The sequence below is a fragment of the Chryseobacterium sp. ISL-6 genome, from assembly GCF_018613715.1.
Lineage (GTDB): Bacteria > Bacteroidota > Bacteroidia > Flavobacteriales > Weeksellaceae > Chryseobacterium > Chryseobacterium paludis.
Genome location: NZ_JAGGPT010000010.1, coordinates 417,985 through 436,293, shown reverse-complemented (window position 1 = coordinate 436,293; position 18,309 = coordinate 417,985). Strand labels below are relative to the sequence as shown.

General features: G+C 33.8%; 17 protein-coding genes. 10 read left to right on the top strand and 7 right to left on the bottom strand.

Translation table 11 applies throughout. The features are described 5' to 3' along the window. Window positions 1-93 precede the first annotated feature (93 nt). The 3 genes from J7E44_RS20020 to J7E44_RS20010 all read left to right on the top strand — a co-directional run bounded on the left by J7E44_RS20020 (window position 94) and on the right by J7E44_RS20010 (window position 5,229). On the top strand, window positions 94-1,428 hold the full coding sequence (locus J7E44_RS20020) for a trigger factor (protein ID WP_214832900.1): 1,335 nt from the start codon (window positions 94-96) through the stop codon (window positions 1,426-1,428). Between the two features lie 114 nt (window positions 1,429-1,542). Further along, on the top strand, window positions 1,543-2,226 hold the full coding sequence (locus J7E44_RS20015) for a hypothetical protein (protein WP_214832898.1): 684 nt from the start codon (window positions 1,543-1,545) through the stop codon (window positions 2,224-2,226). 153 nt (window positions 2,227-2,379) lie between these two features. Further along, a complete protein-coding gene (locus tag J7E44_RS20010; protein ID WP_214832896.1) occupies window positions 2,380-5,229 on the top strand; it encodes a M16 family metallopeptidase in 2,850 nt (949 codons plus the stop codon). Between the two features lie 52 nt (window positions 5,230-5,281). Here J7E44_RS20010 and J7E44_RS20005 read toward each other — a convergent pair whose 3' ends face one another. Together J7E44_RS20005 and J7E44_RS20000 are read right to left on the bottom strand one after the other, a co-directional pair. After that, window positions 5,282-5,866: a DUF3109 family protein gene (locus tag J7E44_RS20005; RefSeq protein WP_214832894.1), complete on the bottom strand. Its 585-nt coding sequence runs from the start codon at window positions 5,864-5,866 to the stop codon at window positions 5,282-5,284. 8 nt (window positions 5,867-5,874) lie between these two features. Next, window positions 5,875-6,780: a DUF6427 family protein gene (locus tag J7E44_RS20000; RefSeq protein ID WP_214832892.1), complete on the bottom strand. Its 906-nt coding sequence runs from the start codon at window positions 6,778-6,780 to the stop codon at window positions 5,875-5,877. A gap of 42 nt (window positions 6,781-6,822) precedes the next feature. Here J7E44_RS20000 and J7E44_RS19995 point away from each other — a divergent pair, with 42 nt between their 5' ends. Beyond that, window positions 6,823-7,056 (top strand): DUF6341 family protein, encoded by a 234-nt coding sequence (locus tag J7E44_RS19995; RefSeq protein WP_214832890.1) that lies wholly within the window; start codon window positions 6,823-6,825, stop codon window positions 7,054-7,056. Between the two features lie 79 nt (window positions 7,057-7,135). On the opposite strand, the gene J7E44_RS19990 is transcribed toward J7E44_RS19995, so the two are convergent. From J7E44_RS19990 to J7E44_RS19970, 5 genes are all read right to left on the bottom strand, one after another. Further along, window positions 7,136-7,573, bottom strand: a complete 438-nt coding sequence (locus J7E44_RS19990) for a universal stress protein (RefSeq protein ID WP_214832888.1) — start codon at window positions 7,571-7,573, stop codon at window positions 7,136-7,138. A 59-nt stretch (window positions 7,574-7,632) separates the two neighbouring features. After that, window positions 7,633-8,238: a fumarylacetoacetate hydrolase family protein gene (locus tag J7E44_RS19985; protein ID WP_214832886.1), complete on the bottom strand. Its 606-nt coding sequence runs from the start codon at window positions 8,236-8,238 to the stop codon at window positions 7,633-7,635. Between the two features lie 74 nt (window positions 8,239-8,312). Then, window positions 8,313-8,711, bottom strand: a complete 399-nt coding sequence (locus tag J7E44_RS19980; RefSeq protein ID WP_214832884.1) for a putative signal transducing protein — start codon at window positions 8,709-8,711, stop codon at window positions 8,313-8,315. Between the two features lie 3 nt (window positions 8,712-8,714). After that, window positions 8,715-9,479: a 3'-5' exonuclease gene (locus J7E44_RS19975; protein ID WP_214832882.1), complete on the bottom strand. Its 765-nt coding sequence runs from the start codon at window positions 9,477-9,479 to the stop codon at window positions 8,715-8,717. 52 nt (window positions 9,480-9,531) lie between these two features. Then, window positions 9,532-10,230 carry a CDP-alcohol phosphatidyltransferase family protein gene (locus J7E44_RS19970; protein ID WP_214832880.1) on the bottom strand — a complete coding sequence of 233 codons (699 nt, stop codon included), beginning with the start codon at window positions 10,228-10,230 and terminating at the stop codon, window positions 9,532-9,534. An 89-nt stretch (window positions 10,231-10,319) separates the two neighbouring features. Between J7E44_RS19970 and J7E44_RS19965 the strand changes: the two genes are divergently transcribed. From J7E44_RS19965 to J7E44_RS19940, 6 genes are all read left to right on the top strand, one after another. Next, on the top strand, window positions 10,320-12,248 hold the full coding sequence (locus J7E44_RS19965; protein WP_214832878.1) for an LTA synthase family protein: 1,929 nt from the start codon (window positions 10,320-10,322) through the stop codon (window positions 12,246-12,248). Between the two features lie 151 nt (window positions 12,249-12,399). Further along, window positions 12,400-12,819, top strand: coding sequence for a DUF2147 domain-containing protein (locus J7E44_RS19960; protein ID WP_214832876.1), 420 nt, complete (start codon window positions 12,400-12,402; stop codon window positions 12,817-12,819). A gap of 113 nt (window positions 12,820-12,932) precedes the next feature. Beyond that, the gene (locus tag J7E44_RS19955; RefSeq protein ID WP_214832874.1) at window positions 12,933-13,916 is read left to right on the top strand and encodes a pyruvate dehydrogenase complex E1 component subunit beta; all 984 of its coding nucleotides are present in this window, start codon (window positions 12,933-12,935) and stop codon (window positions 13,914-13,916) included. A 103-nt stretch (window positions 13,917-14,019) separates the two neighbouring features. Further along, the gene (locus J7E44_RS19950; RefSeq protein WP_214832873.1) at window positions 14,020-16,011 is read left to right on the top strand and encodes a KUP/HAK/KT family potassium transporter; all 1,992 of its coding nucleotides are present in this window, start codon (window positions 14,020-14,022) and stop codon (window positions 16,009-16,011) included. A gap of 65 nt (window positions 16,012-16,076) precedes the next feature. After that, on the top strand, window positions 16,077-16,550 hold the full coding sequence (locus tag J7E44_RS19945; RefSeq protein ID WP_089027587.1) for a Fur family transcriptional regulator: 474 nt from the start codon (window positions 16,077-16,079) through the stop codon (window positions 16,548-16,550). 3 nt (window positions 16,551-16,553) lie between these two features. Then, the gene (locus J7E44_RS19940) at window positions 16,554-18,296 is read left to right on the top strand and encodes an OstA-like protein (protein WP_214832871.1); all 1,743 of its coding nucleotides are present in this window, start codon (window positions 16,554-16,556) and stop codon (window positions 18,294-18,296) included. The last annotated feature ends 13 nt before the right edge of the window (window positions 18,297-18,309 follow it).

Below are 18,309 nucleotides of genomic sequence, written 5' to 3'. Positions count from 1 at the left end.
TTAATTATAAATATTTGATGCCTAAGAATTTATCTTTAGTAGTTTATTTTGATAAAATTTTCATATTTTTGCAACCTAAAATTTTAATCAATAATGAAGGTTACCGCACAAAACCATGATGACGTAAGTGCATTACTTACTGTAACATTGGAAAAATCTGACTACAAAGACAAAGTAGAAAAGCAGTTGATTAATTATGCTAAAAATGCGCAAGTTCCTGGATTCAGAAAAGGAAAAGTGCCTTTAAGTATGGTTAGAAAACAATATGAAGCAGGTATTGCATTCGAGGAGATCAACAAGCAAGTTTCTGATGCTTTAAATAGCTATGTAAATGATAACAAGTTAAGATTAGTTGGCCAGCCTGTTCCTCAGCCTGTAAATGATTTCAATCATAATGCTGAACAACTTGAAGTTGCTTTTGAAGTAGGGTATGAGCCTGAATTCACAATAGATTTAGCTAAATATGAAGCTCCACATTATAAAGTAGAAGCTTCTGATAAAGAAATCACAAAGAGCATTGAAAACATGCAAAAGCGTTTCGCTGAGCAGGTTCCTCAGGATAAGATCACTAAAGATTCTTATATTGCTTTAGAAATTTCTCAGGTAGTGGAAGAAGATGCTGAAGGAGAGCACCACCACCATCCAAAGAATGCTACGATTACAGCTGAAAACAAAGAAGCTTTCAAATTAGTTAAAGCTTTAAAAATGGATGGATCTGTAAAAGTTTCTAAAGAAACTCTTGCTGGTGATGAAGAATTAGCTAAAGAATTAGGTTTCTCTAAAGAAGAAGTTGAGCATTTACACCACGCTGAAGTTGAAGTTAAAGTAAAAGATTTCTATAGCTTAAACTTAGCTGAACTTAATCAGGATTTATTTGATAAAGTATATGGAGAAGGAAATATCAAGTCTGAAGAAGAGCTTAAAGAAAAAGTAAAAACTGAATTAGACGAATATTTCCAACAAAATGCTGATGTTCACTTCGTAAATAAAGTATTGGAACAAATTACAGAGAAAGAAGAAGTAAAACTTCCGGAATCTTTCTTAGTAAAATGGTTATTATTTTCTAATCAGAACATCCAATCTGAAGAGCAGGCAAAAGAAATCTTAGAAGCTGAGAAAAAACAATTGGGCTATCAGATCATCGAAGGTAAATTGATGAGTGATAACAATATTCAACTGGATTATGCTGATGTTCTGGCACAAGCTGAGCAATTAGTAAGAAACCAATTGGCAATCTATGGAATTCACCATTTAGGAGATGAAGAGGTTCAAAAATATGCTGTTGAGATGTTGAAAGATCAGGAGCAGGTAAAACAAATTTCTTCTGAAGTTGCTATGACTAAATTAAAAGATGTAATTCTTGAAAAAGCGAGCAAAAAAGAAACTGAAATTTCGCATGACGAATTTTTAGAAGAGCTTAAAAAATAATCTTTTCTAAGATAAATATTTTAAAACCACCATTTTTATGGTGGTTTTTTGTTGTAAGATTCTTAGATTTTATATCGATCAATATTGCTATATTTACGCAATAAATTAAAATATATGAAAAAGATAATCATTCCATTTTTCTGTGCAGTGCTTTTTTCCACTTCAGTAGCAGCACAGCAAAAAACGGCTGCTGTAAAAACAGAAGCAACCAAATCGAAACTGACATCTAAAGAAGTAATTGATAATTATCTTAAAGCTTTGGGAGGAAAAGACAAATTAGAAGCTATAAAAACCGTTATAACTGATAACACACTTAGCGTACAGGGAATGGAGATTTCTATGAGTACCAAAAAGATGGGAAATAAGTTCAAATCTGTTCAAAGTGTAATGGGACAGGAAATGACTCAAATGTTTGATGGTGAAAAAGGAACTTTTGATCAGATGGGAAAGAAAATGGATATTCCTGCTGATAAAATTGCTGATCTTAAAAAAGGAAAAACGGTTGATGCATTAGGATATGACCCTACTACTTTCCAAACAGTGACTGTAGAGAAAATAGATGGTAAAGACTTTAATGTACTAACTTCAGATAAAGGAAAATACTTTTTCGATGCAGCAACTGGTTTATTATATAAAACAGAGTCAAAAGAAGGAACAGCTATTGTAAATAGCTATATGACTGTAGATGGATTAAAGTTTCCTGGTGAAATAAATGCTGAAGGAAACGGACAAAAAGTAGTTATTAAAACAACTAAAATTGTACTTAATTCTGGCGTAACAGATGCAGATTTTAAATAATCTGTCAATAACATAATCTAAAAACAAAAAGGTTGAGCTAGCTCAACCTTTTTGTTTTTAGGTATTTAACTCAACTTTAACTTAATTACAGGTTGATAAATTTCCATAGTTTGTGAATAATTTCTACTTTAGGAGCTAAGAAATTATGACCTTATGAAAACAATTTTATCATCATTTGCAGTAGTCTTTTGTCTGACTGCAAATGTATTTGCACAGAATATTCCAATGGATCCTTCCGTAAAAACCGGGACTCTTCCAAATGGAATGAAGTATTATATCAAGAAAAATACTCTTCCCGAAAAGAAAGTGGATTTTCGGTTAGCAATTAACGCCGGATCCATTCTTGAAGATGAAAACCAAAGAGGACTTGCCCATTTCATGGAACACATGAACTTCAATGGGACTAAAAATTTCCCGGATAACAAATTGGTAGACTTCTTACAATCTATAGGAGTGAAATTCGGACAACACCTGAACGCATATACAAGTTTTGATGAAACGGTATATATGTTACCCGTTCCCTTAGATAAACCCGGAAACTTAGATGCTGGTCTTAAAGTGATGGAAGATTGGGCTTTTAATGCCACACTATCTGATGAGCAGATCAACAAAGAGAGGGGTGTGGTTCTTGAGGAACTGAGATTAGGATTAGGACCGGACAAAAGGATGATGGATAAATATCTGCCTAAATTATTGTATAATTCTCAATATGCAAACAGACTACCAATTGGTAAAAAAGAAGTGCTTCAAAATTTCAGTCCGGATGTCATCAGAAAATTTCATCAGGATTGGTACAGACCGGATCTGATGGCGATTGTAGTAGTGGGAGATATTAACGTGGATGAAGTTGAAAAGAAGATAAAAGATAACTTTAGTTCTTATAAAAATCCAACTAAGCCAAGAGAAAGGAAAACCTTTGACTTACCAAACCATAAAGAAACTTTAGTTGCTGTTGAAACAGATCCGGATGCAACAAATTCGATGGTGCAGTTTATCATGAAAGATTCAGAAGCGTATCAACCAGATGTTACAGTTGAACAGTATAATCAAAGTGTTTTAGAGAATGTTACCACTACAATGCTTAATAACAGGCTTAGAGAATTGATCAATTCTAACAATCCTCCTTTTACATTCGGTTCAGTTTATCATGGTGGCACGTACGCCAGAAGTAAAGAAGCTTTTCAGGGGTTTGCTATGGTAAAAGAAGGAAATCAACTGAATGCACTAAAAATTCTATTAGAAGAGGTTGAAAGAGCTAAAAGATTTGGATTTACACAAACCGAATTAGACAGAGCAAAATCACAAGTTATATCGGACATTGAAAGAACATACAACAACCGGGATAAAACGGAAAGCCGTATGTTGGTAGATGAATATGTAAGAAACTTTCTGGAGCAGGAGCCCATGCCTGGAATTGCTTGGGAATATGAAGATACCAAGAAATTTTTACCTACAGTAACACTGGCTCAAACGAATGATGTTATTAAGAAGTTTGTAAAAGATGACAGCAGAGTAGTAATTCTTACAGGACCTAAAAAAGACAATGTCACAATGCCTACAGAGGCAATGGTTCTTACTACTTTTGAAGGAGTAAAAATGGCTGATCTAAAACCATATCAGGAAAAAGCAACAATTAAAGGTTTGGTAAAACCCTTCAAATCTGAAGGGAAAATTGCAAAGACTGAAACAGATGCCAAGTTAGGAACAACAACCTGGACGTTAAGCAATGGCGCGAAAGTTATTTTTAAGAAAACAGATTTCAAAGATGATGAAATCGTGTTTTCGGCAAAAAGCTTAGGTGGAAGTTCTTTAATTCCTGATGCAGAGTTTAATAAAACTCAGTTTGCTTACGCAGCATTAAGCGAAGCCGGAGTGGGTGGATATTCAAAGTCTGATCTTACAAATTATCTTGCAGGAAAACAAGTAAGTGTGAATCCTTCAATAGGGCTAATGACTGAAGGTATTTCAGGAAGAACAACCCGAAAAGATCTGGGAACGGCAATGGAGTTGATTTATGCTTATTTTACCAGTTTAAATTACAACCCGGATGCTTTCAATGCCTATAAAGAAAAACAATCCGCCATGTTGAATAACCTGAATTCTAATCCGCAGTTTTATTTTTCAAATGAGCATGCTAAATTTATCAATCAGAAAAATCCAAGATTTATAGGATTTATTCCAATGGAAAAAGATTGGGCAAATACAGATTATAAGAAAGCTTATGATATCTATAAAGAGAAATTTACCAATGCAGGGAATTTTCAGTTTTATTTTGTAGGAAACATTGACGAAGCTCAATTTAAAAATGAGGTCTTACAATATATTGCAAGTCTTCCTTCAACAGGAAAATCAACTATGTTTAAAGATACAGGATACAGACCTATGACTGGAGACTATACCAAAATTTATAAAAAAGGTAAAGACCCTAAGAGTATGGTAACCATTGCCTATAGTGGTGAAGCCTCGTATAATGAAAAAGAAGCATTAGCTTTAGAAGCATTGGGACAGGTAGTGACCATTAAAGTTATTGAAAAGCTAAGAGAAGATGAAAGTGGAATTTATGGAGGTGGTGCCAGAGGAGGCATGTCTAAAGTACCTTATGGAACTTATAATTTCAGTATCAGTTTTCCATGTGGACCGGAAAATGCTGAAAAGCTTACGAAAAGTGCTTTAGTTGAACTCCAGAAACTAATTGATAAAGGACCTGAGCAAAAAGATCTGGATAAGTATAAAGAAGGGGAATACAACGATAATAAAACCAATATGAGGGATAATGGCTATTGGATGAATTCATTAACGAAAAATCAGTTGGATGGAAGTGATAAATACGAAATCCTGAACTATCAGGAGAAAGTAAAGGCTCTGACAGTGAAAGATGTACAGGATGTTGCTAAAAAATACCTGTCAAAAGGTAGAATTGTGGCGACGCTAATGCCTGAAGACGGTTGGGAAAATGCTAAAAAAGAAGAAACTAAACCAGTAGCTGTTGGAGCTGGGAATTAAATAATAACATCTATAAAAAATAAAACCGCAGAGCAATCTGCGGTTTTATTTTTTAATTTCCATATTCTTTTTTCCATTCATCAGCAGCGTCACTTAAAACCGCATAGAACTCTTCACCATACTTTCGTATTAAAGGTGTTTTTAAGAATTTGTATACTGGGACATGCAGTTCTTTTCCAAGAGCACATGCATCATCACATACCGACCATTCATGGTAGTTTAAAGCTGTAAAAGAAGAATACTCAGTAACACGAATCGGATACAGGTGACAAGAAATTGGTTTTTGCCAATCAACAGCACCATCTTCATAAGCCTTTTCAATTCCACATTTTGTAATTCCTTTTTCGTCAAAAGTAACATAGGCACATTCACGATCTTCAACCATAGGTGTTACATACATACCATCAGAAGGATCTGTTGTCCATGTTCCCTGTTCTTCAAGGGCTTTTATCCCATCTTTTGTAAGGTAGGGCTTTATCTTGTCAAAAATGCCATCTAGAATTTCAAGCTCATTTTTATCTAACGGAGCACCTACATCTCCTTCTACACAACATGCACCCTTACATTTTGTAAGGTTACAAACGAAATCTTCGGAAAATATTTCCTCAGAAATTAATTTATCGTCTATCTGAATCATAATCTTTTTTAAAATAAATTAAAATAAGTACCTATTTTAAAGGTAACCAAACTAATAATAATCAGCCATAAGCCGACTTCCTGCATCCAGTATTTGGGTAAAAAACGCATCATCCTGCTCAGTATGATACTGGAAGGAAATGCCAGGAGCAGTAAATACTCGTAGCTCTTATTCATATACAGAATAATGGTAACCAATTGAGCTAAAGAAAAGACAAGCAGGAACGTATATTTATATCTGCTTATCGGACTTTTTTTGTTATAATTTTTAAAATGGTCATATACTGCATATACAAGCATCAGGGCAACCGGAAGTAAAGGAATTATACCTTTGTAATCAGTTATAATTTTCATTTTTCCAAATGGAAAATAATCCAGGTTCCAGGTAGTAAAATCTAAGAAAAACATTACTGAAAAATAACTGAAAACAATAAGAACGATTCCAAGCAGAAATCTGAAGATATTTAAACTTATTCTTTCAGAAGTTGCAATAACATGAATAACCACGAAAACAGCCATTGGCCAGGTGGTCGGTAAAAAAATAAAATTTAATGCAACAATAGCTCCGACCAGAACATATGATTTTTTTCTGACATCTTCATTTGCACTTGTAAGAAGAAGTAAAAGAAAAGAATTTGTAAGAAGTGAAACCGCAATTCCAATATCCAGATCTCCCGGATAAAGACCAAAAATGAAAAATGAGTATAAGAATAATGGGAGATGAGTCTGATAATTCAGTGCAATACTATGAAAACAGAAATATCCTAAGGCAATTCCTAAGAATGTAATTCCGGCAACAATTGCTTCATAAGTGTTGAAATTCAGTATGTTAAATATTATTACTATTAAAAGAAGAAAACCAATATAAACAGGAATTGAAAAAATATTGCTTTCTTTTGAAAGTAATTTAAACATTTTTTATAAATTTGTACAAAGTTAATTTAAAAAAGGAAAATAATGACGTCTTTCTTTCTATTCTTAAGCAAAGTTTTCAAATGGTCTTTCGGCTTTTTTGATACCTTTGGAAATGTTTTAAACTGGATTCTATTTGTAGTTTGCTGTGTACTGTTCACTTATTGGTGTTATGTACTTGTGGTTACACTTGGAAGTAATAAAGATAAAGACTATTATTCTCCTACGGAGGGTAAACATCCTTACTATGATCCTAGTATCTATAAAAAAGAAGGTTAATTAATTGGTTATATAGTAAAAAGCCGATCAAATTTAATATTTGATCGGCTTTTTTATAACGATTAAAATTTAATTTCTCTTATTCATGTATTGGAAGTACCAAAACAGGGATCGTTGAGTTCTTTGTTAATCCTTTCGTAAGGCTTCCAACAAAGACATCATAAATTCCGCTTCTTCCATGTGAGCCCATTACAATATAGCTGGCATTTTTTGTTTTGGCATATTCAAGGATGATATCCTTGGCAATACCTTGTTTTAAAAGATGTTCACATTCTACGTCATGGGAGAGAATTCTTTGTTCAAGCTTGTTAAGCTGTACCAATTCCTCTCTGATTTCATTTTCTTCAACTTCAGGAAAATATTGGAATCCCATATCGCCAATGGCAAAGCCAATGTCTGTAGGTGCAACATGGATAAGATTGATTTTGCCATTTACTTCTTTAGCAAACTTTATAGCACCATCTACAAGTTGTTCCGTTTTGTCCCCAAAATCTACGGGCAATACAATGTTTATCATAACCTTTAATTTTGTTATCTAAAGATAAGAAAAAAATGATAAAATGTTCTGTTAAATACTTATAATATTCGGATATCCATAATTTTTTCATCCTCAAGGAATGCTTCCAAAATGTCATTTTCTTCAACTTTTCCAACCCCTTTTGGAGTTCCAGTGAAGATAAGGTCACCTACGCGTAGTGTGAAATATTGTGAAGCAAATGCTATAATATCATCAAAGCTGAATATCATATCTTTGGTGTTGCCATTCTGAACTTCCTCTTTATTTTGTAATAATGAAAACTGTAAATTTTCCAGGTTATAATTTTCTTTTTTAAAGAAATTTCCCACTACAGCGGAGCCATCAAAGCCTTTAGCCAGCTCCCAGGGTAAACCTTTAGATTTAAGTTCTGTTTGGAGATCCCTGGCCGTAAAATCTATTCCCAAACCGATCTCATCATAATGTTTATGTGCTGACTCTTTCTGGATGTACTTTCCACCTTTTGAAATTTTCAATACAACCTCAAGTTCATAATGCACATCTTTAGAGAATTCCGGAAGGTAAAAGTCATTACCTTTTAAAACGGCAGTGTCTGGTTTGATGAAAATAACTGGTTTCTCAGGGATTTCATTTCCCAATTCCTTAGCATGTTCACTGTAGTTTCTTCCGATGCAGATGATTTTCATATTCTTCTTATTTTGTCATTGCGAGGTACAAAGTAATCTTTAATTATTGATACCTCCTTTAAATGAAATTATTTTTAATGTGTAAATCTATTCTCACAATAATAACAAACAAATTTATGGCTTGTTAAAATTGAAATTCCAAAAAAGCTGGTCGCACTGTCATCCCTGTAAATATGATTGGAACCACACTTTGGACATACAAAGTCAAACTCAGAATCTTTAATTGTATGTTCCACTTCAAGAGCATATTTTTCATTCTCTTTATAATCTTCCAAAGTCTGTTTTGCTTTTTCTATATCTTCTTCAAAGACCTGTAGCTGAATTCCACCCACAGCCTGAGAGAGTAACCAATCCGATTGAATAAGCTGCTCGTTGGCAATGAAGCTCTGGATGCCTTTTTCGGCAAGGATCTGTTTGTCCCTGTTAGCTTCAAGAGCGGTTTCGTAAAATTTGAATCGAATTAGATCAGACATTTTTTAAAATTTACTGGATAACTGAATTTTTGTGAATACCTTCTTCGTGTACAATGGGAAATCAGCATTTTGCAACCAACCGTAGTAACCAAGGTCTTTTTGGAAAACAGCTTTTACCCCCTGTCCTTTATATTTTCCGAAGTTGAAAACTTCTTCTGTTTTTTCATTAAAACCTATAAAACCAGCTAGATCTGCATGTTTGTTATGGAATGTAAACTCACTTAAAGCAGCAATCTCATTAGGAACATCTTCATATTTTCCAACCTGAGCATCCAATACCTCAAAAGTAGCCATCACATCTGCCTCTGCTGAATGTGCGTTTTCCAAAGTTTTTCCACAGTAGAACTGATAAGCGGCCCCAAGGTTTCTTGGTTCTTTTTTATGGAAAACGGTTTGCGCATCCACAAGTTTGAATTTACTAAGATCAAAATCGATTTCTGCACGTAAAAGTTCTTCCGCCAAAAGAGGGACATCAAACCTATTGGAATTAAACCCACCCAGATCTGCACCGGAAATCATCTCCATAACTTTAGAAGCAATTGATTTAAAAGTAGGTGCATCCTTGATATCAGCATCATATATACCATGGATTAAACTTGACTCCAATGGAATAGGCATTTCAGGATTGATACGCCATGTTTTACTTTCTCTTGATGCATCAGGATTTACTTTTAAAATACAGATTTCCACAATTCTGTCTTTTCCGATATTAGTTCCTGTGGTCTCCAGGTCAAAAACACAAAGTGGTTTATATAATTTTAAATTCATTGATTTATTATTTGATAATGGAATGGTAATTTGTTAGATACAAATCTAGTTTCTATTTAAGTTGTTTCTGAAATAAGAGTGAAATTAAAATATAGTAAATAATAACCATTGGAATTCCAACAGTTTTAAATATAATTAAAATAACAACCGCTCCGATCAATAAAGCCAGTTTTGGGTAATTATCTTCCAGTTTCATCGATTTGAATTTCATTGCGATCATTTTAACAGGACTCACTAAAAGCAATGAGAGAACCACTGTTAAAGCAATCATTAAATAGGTATTATGAAATAAAAATTCAAAGCCTTGGGTTTCCCTGAAAGCATAATACAGTCCGAAGATTAAAATAGTATTGGAAGGGGTATTCAGTCCTTTAAAATAATACTGCTGATCTTCATCCAGATTAAAAATTGCTAATCTCAGACACGAAAAAGCAGTGATCAAAAAGCCTAAATAACAATACCATGGAATATCTGTATAAGCGTTATTTGTAAGAGCTACAAACATTGTTAGACCCGGAACAAAGCCAAAACTTACCATGTCAGCAAGTGAATCCAGTTGAACTCCAAGATTTGAATTAGCCTTTAAAGCTCTGGCGATAAACCCATCAAAAAAGTCTAAAACCAGCGAGAGAATAAGGCAGATAGCAGTTGTTTGATAATCACCCAGGATCAGATGAACCGCACCGACGCATCCCGAAAACAGATTTCCTAAGGTAAATGCGTTGGCAAGATTGTTTTTAATAAAATTCATAATCACAAAATTACATTTTTTAAAAATTCTATATGAAAATATTACCGACTAAAAAATACAGTAATATGAATTTGATGTAAATTTGCCGAATGAAATTTTTTAAAGAATTTAGAAAACAGGAAGTTCTGGTATTGTTATACAGGATTTTTTTGGCATATGTTTTTTATCAGATCGCCAGATTTTTATTCTGGTATTTTAACAAAGATCTCATAAAGGTGGATTCCATTTCAGACTATTTCAGTCTGTCATATCATGGGATAGCCTTTGATACAACGGCAATTTTGTACGTTAATTCTTTATTTATTTTATTAAGTCTTATTCCTATTATTATTAATACGAAAAAAGTCTATCAAAAGGTGTTGTTTTGGCTTTACTTTATTACAAACGGAATCGCTTATGCCATGAACTTTGGTGATTTTGTATATTTCAAGTTTGCACAAACAAGATTAACTTCCGCAGCATTGCAGGTTGCAAAACATGAGACCAATATTGCTAAAGTATTTGCCGCATCCATTGTACAGAATCCTTTTATTCTTATTGGGTTTGTGGTTCTAATGGCATTATGGGTTTTTCTATATAAAAAGGTGAAAATTACGGAACGTAAGCCTGTGAAACTGATTCCTTATTTTATTCTATCTATTCTTTGTCTTTGTGGTATTACAGTATTGGTTATAGGTGGTATCCGTGGTGATTTCAGACACAGTACCAGGCCGATTAATCTTGTAGATGCCAATCGTTTTGTAAAAGTTCCGTCTCAGGGAAATCTGGTTTTGAACAGTACATTTTCTTTTTTCAGAACACTGGGTACTAATAGCTTTAAAGAAGTTCATTTTGTAGATCAGAAATTTATAAATGATAATATTCAGCCTTATAAAATTTATGACAGGAAAATAACAAATCGCCCTAATGTTGTGATTTTTATTGTTGAATCTTTCAGCAGGGAATACTCAGGTGCTTTTAATAAAGATACACATATAAAGGATTATGTTTCTTATACTCCGTTTATTGACAGTCTGGCGAATGAAAGTTTAATTTTTCCAAATACTTTTGCCAATGGAAGACAGTCCATTCATGGGATGAGCAGCGTACTTGCTGGAATTCCAAGTCTTACAGATGCATTTACAAGTTCTCCTTATTCCAATCAAAAGATACAGTCTATTGTTTCTGTTTGTAATGAATTAGGTTATGATACTTCATTCTATCACGGCGCACCTAATGGATCAATGGGATTTTTAGGTTTCGGTAATATTCTGGGCTTCAAACATTATTTTGGAAAGACAGAATATAATAACGATGCTGATTTTGACGGCATGTGGGCTATCTGGGATGAACCTTTTTTACAGTATTTTGCTAAAAATGTAGGAAAAACACAACCTTTTATGGCTACTGTTTTTACAGCCTCCTCACACCATCCGTTTAAAATTCCTGAAAAGTATCAGGGGAAATTTAAAAAAGGAAAAAATCAGATGCATGAGCCTATACAGTACACGGACTATTCTATAAAGAAGTATTTTGAAACAGCAAAAAAACAACCCTGGTACAACAATACCATTTTTGTTTTCACAGGTGATCATACCAATGAGATCTATTATCCTGAATATCAAAAAAGTATGAACCGGTTTTCTGTTCCTATTATTTTATATTCGCCAAATCCTGAATACCAACTAAAAGGAGTGAATAATGAAGAAGCTCAGCAAATTGATATCTATCCTACATTAGCAGATTTAATAGGTTATAATAAAAAGATCAGGAGCTGGGGAAGAAGCTTAGTGAGTGATAAAAAGTATCCTGCTATTATTGCAAATTCAGATGGTGGAGCTGAGCAGTTTATCATTGGTAATTATATTTATCGTTTTGACGGAAAAAATATAGTTGGGATTTATGATAAAACAGATCTTGGTTTAGAAAAGAATCTTGTTGATCATTTAAAAACTCCGGAAACTGAAAAAGGAAAAGAAATCGCAAAAGCTTGGTATCAGGATTATATGGATCGTGTTATCAACCGAAAACTGAACTAATGTTTAAGAAGTGTTTAAATATTACATTTGGTATGCGTATTGTTATATATGCCTAGGATAATAAATGTTTTTGTTTGTTTAAAATTAATTTATATTTTTAGCAATGAAATAGACAACAGAAATATTTTATTAGAATTAAAACAACAAGAATATGAGAAAATTATTATTTACCCTGGTTCTTTCTTTAGTAGGTGTAATGTCGTTTGCACAAATAGAAGGCAAATGGAAGACAATAGATGACGAAACAAAACAGGCAAAATCTATCGTAGAGATCTACAAGAAAACAGATGGGTCGTATTACGGAAAAGTATCACAGTTACTTATAAAACCTGCTGATCCTAATTGTACGAACTGTAAAGACGAAAGAAAAGGAAAGCCTATTTTAGGAATGGAGATCATCAAAGGATTGAAGAAAGATGGTGATGAATTTACAGGAGGAACGATTACAGATCCTAAAACAGGGAAAACTTATAAATGTACCATTACAAGAACCGGAGATCAGTTAAATGTAAGAGGATATGTAGGTTTATCTTTATTAGGAAGAACGCAAACCTGGCAGAAAGTAAACTAATAAGGTTTAAATAAAAAATTAATTAACGGCATTTCATTTAAATGAGATGTCGTTTTTATTATGTGTATAATAAAAAAACACTATTTTTGTACTCTAAATTTTTCAAAGAAATTATGGCAGAATATACTTTTCGTGAGGTAATTGCACAGGCAATGAGTGAGGAAATGCGTAAAGACGAATCCATTTATTTAATGGGGGAGGAAGTTGCAGAATACAACGGTGCTTATAAGGCTTCAAAAGGAATGCTGGATGAATTTGGTCCTAAAAGAATAATCGATACACCAATCGCTGAACTTGGTTTTACAGGGATCTCAGTAGGTGCAGCAATGAATGGGAACAGACCTATTGTAGAGTTTATGACATTCAATTTCTCTTTAGTAGGAATTGATCAGATTATAAATAATGCGGCAAAAATCCGTCAGATGAGTGGGGGACAATGGAACTGTCCAATTGTTTTCCGTGGTCCTACAGCTTCTGCTGGTCAATTAGGAGCTACACACTCTCAGGCTTTTGAAAACTGGTTTGCTAACTGTCCGGGACTTAAAGTTGTTGTACCTTCAAATCCTTATGATGCAAAAGGGTTATTGAAAACAGCTATCCAGGATAATGATCCTGTAATCTTTATGGAATCTGAGCAGATGTATGGTGATAAAATGGAAATTCCTGAAGAAGAGTACTATTTGCCTATCGGAAAAGCAGATATCAAAAAAGAAGGTAAGGATGTAACTTTAGTTTCTTTTGGTAAAATTATGAAAGTAGCAATTCAGGCTGCAGAAGATTTAGCTAAAGAAGGTATTTCTGTAGAAGTAATAGACCTTAGAACAGTTCGTCCATTAGATTACGATACTGTTTTAAACTCTGTTAGAAAAACAAACAGACTGGTTATTTTAGAAGAAGCTTGGCCATTTGCGTCTATTTCTTCTGAAATTGCATATATGGTACAACAAAAAGCGTTTGATTATTTAGATGCACCTATCAAGAGAATTACTACTCCTGATGCTCCTGCACCATATTCAGCCGCTTTGTTTGCAGAATGGTTCCCTAAACTTGAAAAAGTGAAAGAGGAAATTAAAAATGCAATGTATATTAAATCATAGAGAAAAACTTCCGAAAGGAAGTTTTTTCATTTATTCTATGCATGAAGAAAAGTTCTTGAGGTCATAAATTTAGTGTAGATTTGCGCTTTTAAAATTAGCTGATATGGCAGAAGTTACAGAGGGGGGTCATCATTTTGACCTAAAGAAGCTTTCATTTGTAGGGGTTATCGTCTCTCTCGGAATTGTTTTCGGAGATATTGGAACGTCCCCATTGTACGTAATGAAAGCAATCGTGAATGCCCGAAAGGATGGTGCTACGATGCCATTTGATGAATATATTGAAGGTGCGCTTTCATGTATCATCTGGACATTGACACTCCAAACCACGATAAAGTATGTAATTATCGCCCTAAGAGCAGATAATAAAGGTGAAGGTGGGATTTTAGCTCTTTATTCGCTCGTAAAAAAACTTAAGAAAAAGTGGCTCTATGTCGTCGCGATTATTGGAGCATCAACACTTGTTGCGGATAGTGTCATTACTCCTTCATTAACTGTTATGTCAGCTATTGAAGGATTGAAAATATATAATCCGGAAACCCCCGTAGTTATTATTACCCTGGTAATTCTGTTTGTTGTATTTGTTGTACAACAATTTGGAACCGCTTCCATAGGTAAATTTTTCGGACCTGTTATGGTGACATGGTTTCTTGCTTTAGGGGCTTTCGGATCGGTTCATATTTTTGATCATATCGAGATTGTAAGAGCATTCAATCCAATATATGCATATAATCTTATTACCCATTCATCAAGTGCTATTGTGATCATGGGAGCTGTTTTCCTTTGTACAACGGGTGCTGAAGCTTTATATTCAGATCTTGGACACTGTGGTGCTAAAAACATCAGAATAAGCTGGGTTTTTGTTAAATTAATGCTTATTCTTAATTATCTGGGACAAGGTGCATGGTTATTAGATAACTACCATCAGGTATTTAACGGAGTTAATCCTTTCTTTGGAATTATGCCTCAATGGGCGGTTCTTCCTGGAGTGATCTTAGCAACAGCTGCTGCTATTATTGCAAGTCAGGCTGTAATTACAGGATCATTTACCATGTTCTCAGAAGCAATGTCTATTTCATTCTGGCCAAATCAACATATCGAATATCCTTCAGGGATAAAAGGACAGATGTATATTCCGGGAGTAAACTGGGGATTAATGGCATTCTGTTTTGTAGTGGTTATATTCTTCCAGAAATCCGAACGAATGGAGGCGGCCTATGGTTTAACGATTACCATAACCATGTTAATGACTACTATTCTATTGCTGTATTGGCTAAGTAGAACCAGAGTCAGTAAGGTTTTTATAATAGGTTTTGCTGTCGTTTATATTTTCCTTGAATCAGGTTTTTTCTATGCGAATGTGATTAAATTTGTTGATGGCGGATGGTTAACAATGGTATTGGGTGGATTTATAGCGGTTTGTATGTATGCCTGGTATAACGGACGATTAATAAAAGCCAATTTTATTCAGTACGTTAAAATTGATAAATATGTATCCATCATCAAAGACATGAAACTGGATGAAACTATTCCTAAATATGCCACAAACCTTGCTTACCTGAGCAGAGCAAAAAGGAATGATGAGGTAGAATCAAAAATTATTTATTCTATCATTAAAAAACAGCCGAAAAGAGCTGATCACTATTTTATTTTGAGCATTGTTAATCAGGAAGATCCATATACTTTTAAATATACTGTAGATGAGATTTTACCAGGTACGGTTTTTAAGGTTAATTTCCTTTTAGGTTTTAAAGTCGACCGTAGAATCAATGATTATTTTAATATGGTTTTGAAAGATCTTATGGCAGATGGTACTATACCTTCCAGAAGCAGTCATCCGTCTCTAAGAGCTCATAATATACCTCCGGACCTCAAATATGTAATTATAGATAATACATATATCAACGATATACTTTTGACGGTAAAACAGAAAATCACACTTAATATTTATAACTTCGTGAAATACATCGGAAGTGATGACTTTAAGGCTTGGGGGGTTACTTCACACAATGTTGTTGTGGAATCTGCACCGATCACTGAAGAGACCTTATATGATAAAAAAATAGAACAGGCTGGATTTTTGCGTCATAACTTCTAAGCTTCAAGTAATAAGCATACTATCTATTTAAATAAAAATTAATAAATTTGTAGATAATTATTTTAATGGATACTATACAAAAAGAAAAAAATATAGCTCTTATCAAAGATGTTTTGAGAAACTACTTATTGGAAAAGGGTTTCCGAAATACTCCTGAGAGATACACCATATTGGAAGAGATCTATAATATGGATCACCACTTCAATGTGGATGATCTGTATCTTCTGATGATGCAGAAGAAATATCATGTTTCCAAAGCAACAATTTATAACACAATTGAGATTTTTCTTGATGCAGGATTAATCCGTAAACATCAATTTGGAGAAAAAACACTAACGTCTTCATCTTATGAAAAGTCTTATTTTGATAAGCAACATGATCATTTAGTAATCTACAAAAAAGATTCAGACAAAGAGATAGAGGAAATTATTGAATTTTGTGATCCTAGAATTCAAGGGATCAAAGAAGCAATTGAAGACGCTTTTGGCGTAAAAATTGATTCTCATTCGCTATATTTTTATGGCATTAAGAATGACTAATCAATGAGACTGATCCTTTTTCTGTTATTTTTTGTTTCTACTTTTACTTTTGCGCAAGATCAACAAAAACCTGCGCAAAGGGATCCTTATTTAAAAGCTCCGGTAACAAATGCACCTCAGCAAACAAAACCTGAAGATAAAATAAAAATAATCCACGCAGATTTTGTAAAAAAAGATCCTGCAAAATATGATGGTAACCAATATCTTCAGGGAAATGTAAAAATTGAAAATCAAGGTTCTATTCTTACTGCTGATGAAGTGATATTGTATAGTGAAGAAAACTTCGTAAAGGCCATAGGAAATACTAAACTTCAAAATACTGATGGCTCCGTTATTACAGCTGGGGAAATGGAATATGATGGCAATACACAAAAAGGAGTTGCCAGGAAAAATGTAGTTCTTACAGATCCCAAACAAACGATAAGAACAGAGATCTTATACTATGATAAGCTTTCGAATCTGGCTTATTTTAATACCGGTGGTACTATATCTGACGGACAGAACGTAATGTATACAAAGTCAGCTACCTATTTTCTGGATACCAAATTGATTGATTTTGTGGGTAATGTAAAAATTGATACACCTGATTATATCATTGAAGGACCTAATATCAACCAAAATCAGAATACCAAAGTTGCTGAATTCTTTGGTCCGACTACCATAACAAATCGTGTTAATCCCAAGAATTATATATATACCGAAAGAGGTACTTATAAAATGAATTCTAAAGAGGCTTACCTTAATAAGAATTCAAGGATACATTACAATGATAAGATATTGACCGGAGACGATCTGTATTTCAATCAGCTTACAGGTTTTGGAACAGGAACAGGAAATGTAACTCTGGATGACCCTAAAGAAAAAAGATATGTAAAAGGGGGGTATGGAGAAATTTTTCAAAAGAAAGATTCTTCAATGATTACTAAAAGCCCATATGCAGTAAAAATTCTGGAGAAAGATTCTATCTATTTTGCAGCGGAAAAGATTATTTCTTATCAAAAGCCCGATGAAACAGATGTAACAAAGAAAAAAAGTTTTTTAAGAGCTTTCAGGAAAGGAAGATTTTATAAATCCAATGCTCAGGGACGTGCAGATTCAATTGCGTTCAATGAAACGGATGGAATCATGCATATGTATACCGCGCCAATTTTATGGAGTGGAGAAAAGCAGGTGACCGGAGATAAAATAGAAGCCTACTTTAATAGTACAACAGAGGATCTGGATTCATTGAAGGTCATAGGAAACGCTTTTGCAATAAGTAAAGTGGATTCTCTTAATCTTAAAGATGAATTTAACCAGGTGAAAGGCAAGCTGATGACGGTTTATTACGAAAAGAGCGAAGTAAAAGAAACAAAAGTTATAGGAAATGCTCAATCAATCAGTTATGCGGATGATTTTAATGAAAAGACAAAAGAGAATGAAAGAATTGGGATAACCCTTACTTCATGTGGGATTATCGATGCTATGTTCGAAAACAGAGTCCTTCAAATCGTTTCCTGTAATATTGGTGCCAATTCAGACACCTATCCAATGAGTAAAATTGAGCCTTCAAAACGTAAGTTTGCAGACTTTAATTGGAATACAAAAGACAGGATCAGGAAATGGCAGGATATACTCGTTGATACTCCTGGTTATGAAGAGATAAAATATGAGGCTGATAATAAGCTCTATGATAGTGCCAAAGAAGCAATTGACAAAGAAAAAGCAAAAGAAGAAGCTAAAAAGCCTAAAAGGGTTAGGAAGTAACTTCTAAAATATA

Coding starts and splice junctions, on each gene's coding strand:
- J7E44_RS19990 (WP_214832888.1), bottom strand. CDS start 7,573: ATGATAAACATTGTATTGCCCGTAGATTTTGGGGACAAAACGGAACAA.
- J7E44_RS20005 (WP_214832894.1), bottom strand. CDS start 5,866: ATGATTCAGATAGACGATAAATTAATTTCTGAGGAAATATTTTCCGAA.
- J7E44_RS20000 (WP_214832892.1), bottom strand. CDS start 6,780: ATGTTTAAATTACTTTCAAAAGAAAGCAATATTTTTTCAATTCCTGTT.
- J7E44_RS19950 (WP_214832873.1), top strand. CDS start 14,020: ATGGCAGAAGTTACAGAGGGGGGTCATCATTTTGACCTAAAGAAGCTT.
- J7E44_RS19940 (WP_214832871.1), top strand. CDS start 16,554: ATGAGACTGATCCTTTTTCTGTTATTTTTTGTTTCTACTTTTACTTTT.
- J7E44_RS19980 (WP_214832884.1), bottom strand. CDS start 8,711: ATGTCTGATCTAATTCGATTCAAATTTTACGAAACCGCTCTTGAAGCT.
- J7E44_RS19965 (WP_214832878.1), top strand. CDS start 10,320: ATGAAATTTTTTAAAGAATTTAGAAAACAGGAAGTTCTGGTATTGTTA.
- J7E44_RS19960 (WP_214832876.1), top strand. CDS start 12,400: ATGAGAAAATTATTATTTACCCTGGTTCTTTCTTTAGTAGGTGTAATG.
- J7E44_RS19975 (WP_214832882.1), bottom strand. CDS start 9,479: ATGAATTTAAAATTATATAAACCACTTTGTGTTTTTGACCTGGAGACC.
- J7E44_RS19985 (WP_214832886.1), bottom strand. CDS start 8,238: ATGAAAATCATCTGCATCGGAAGAAACTACAGTGAACATGCTAAGGAA.
- J7E44_RS19970 (WP_214832880.1), bottom strand. CDS start 10,230: ATGAATTTTATTAAAAACAATCTTGCCAACGCATTTACCTTAGGAAAT.
- J7E44_RS19955 (WP_214832874.1), top strand. CDS start 12,933: ATGGCAGAATATACTTTTCGTGAGGTAATTGCACAGGCAATGAGTGAG.
- J7E44_RS19945 (WP_089027587.1), top strand. CDS start 16,077: ATGGATACTATACAAAAAGAAAAAAATATAGCTCTTATCAAAGATGTT.
- J7E44_RS19995 (WP_214832890.1), top strand. CDS start 6,823: ATGACGTCTTTCTTTCTATTCTTAAGCAAAGTTTTCAAATGGTCTTTC.
- J7E44_RS20020 (WP_214832900.1), top strand. CDS start 94: ATGAAGGTTACCGCACAAAACCATGATGACGTAAGTGCATTACTTACT.
- J7E44_RS20015 (WP_214832898.1), top strand. CDS start 1,543: ATGAAAAAGATAATCATTCCATTTTTCTGTGCAGTGCTTTTTTCCACT.
- J7E44_RS20010 (WP_214832896.1), top strand. CDS start 2,380: ATGAAAACAATTTTATCATCATTTGCAGTAGTCTTTTGTCTGACTGCA.